Genomic DNA, 1,540 nt, shown 5'->3' with positions numbered 1-1,540 from the left:
CCTGAGACAAAATAGTTCTCAACCACAAAAAAGCTAGAGATTTCCAATTGCGGAACTCTAGCTTTTTAATTTTGAGTCGTTCTCTTATTGTATTTTAGGAGGTTATTGGCCATAAGTACCAATCCCATGTCAATTCTCACTTGACGCTTCCCTCTCAGATTACATCTCTTGTAACCCAAACAAGCCTTTATCTGACCAAAGACAGGTTCCACATCAATCTTGCGTTGAGCGAAAACCTGTCTACCTTCGGGAGATAAAAGCGTCTGGCATTCTTTAGTTTTTAAGTGCTGATAGCGTTCATTAATATACAATCCCTTTTGAGGAGCTGATTCAGGTTCATCTGCGTAGTAAACCTTGATTTCCTGTTGAAAGTCCGTCTGTGTTTTCTGATGTTTGATATGGTGAAAACGATAGCACCAGCCATCAGGATGTGTGTAGCTATCCTCCTTGTCATTATAGTGCCAATTCGCTAAGTTTTTAGCTGACTGTTTATACCCTCTCTTTTGTTCCTTATCAAACATGGCATATTTAATCAGATGGTTCACACCCTTTTCATCTAAACGAAGGAGGTTCTCTTCACTTCCATATCCAGCATCTGCGACAACTATCTTCAAGTCATGTGGATAGGTTTCAAGGAATGGTAGAAGAGTCTTGGTATCTGTCGGATTTGAAAAGACATCATAGTGAAGAACAAATTGGTTTTCAGTAGCGATCTGAAGATTATAAGCAGCCTTGAGTTGGCCATTTTTCATATGATCTTCTTTCATCCGCATAAAAGTGGCATCTGTATCTGTTTTGGAAAAGCTGTTGCGACCTTCAAATGTCTCCTGATAACTCTCATATTTTTCAGCACGTACTGAAAAATCATCTTTGACTTTACGCAAGACTTTCTTGAGTTTACGACGTTGGGTTTTACGTTCATCCTTTCCTTTAACGGGTGTCTCCTCAATGTCCTGGCTCAGTTTTTCCAATTCTTCTTCAAGGACTTGAGCGAATTCAATCAACTGCTCTGAGGAGATAGGCTCTTGTGTATCCAGTTCGATAGCTTGATGGATAAGGGGTGTGATTTCTTCTTGAAAATAGACTTGTATCTGTTCTTGAAGTTTGGCGGAGAATTTCTCTGTCGCTTTCTTCCACACGAAACTATACTTGTTGGCATTGGCTTCAATCTTAGTCCCGTCAATAAACAAGCAATCTAAGGTCACTAACTCTTCCATTTTTAAACGAAGATTGAGATCGATGAAAAGATTACGTATGAGTTCTTCCATCCCTTCAGCGACACGAAAACGATTGATGGTGCGATAGCTAACAACCAACTGTCCTGTTAAGTACTGCATAGCCAGATTTTCAATCATCATTTTTTCAATTTTTCGACCAGAGAAAATCCCTTGTGAATAGGCAAATAGAAGAGCAGATACAAGCATTTTAGGGTGATAAGACGGGCGACCAAAGGCATGATAGAAGGCGTGGAAGTGACTATCCTCCAAGGTATTCACCACTTTTTCAATAGTAAAGACGAGATGATCCTGTGGTAAGAAAG

1 protein-coding gene is annotated in these 1,540 nt (G+C 39.8%); it reads right to left on the bottom strand.

The features are described from left to right. Positions 1-65: 65 nt before the first annotated feature. Positions 66-1,540 (bottom strand): IS1182 family transposase (locus HMPREF1048_RS03685; protein ID WP_000397043.1); only part of this gene is annotated, 1,475 nt, incomplete at its 5' end.

This window comes from Streptococcus mitis SK575 (genome assembly GCF_000257865.1).
Classification (GTDB): domain Bacteria; phylum Bacillota; class Bacilli; order Lactobacillales; family Streptococcaceae; genus Streptococcus; species Streptococcus mitis_CQ.
This window is presented reverse-complemented; position numbering and strand designations above follow the sequence as displayed.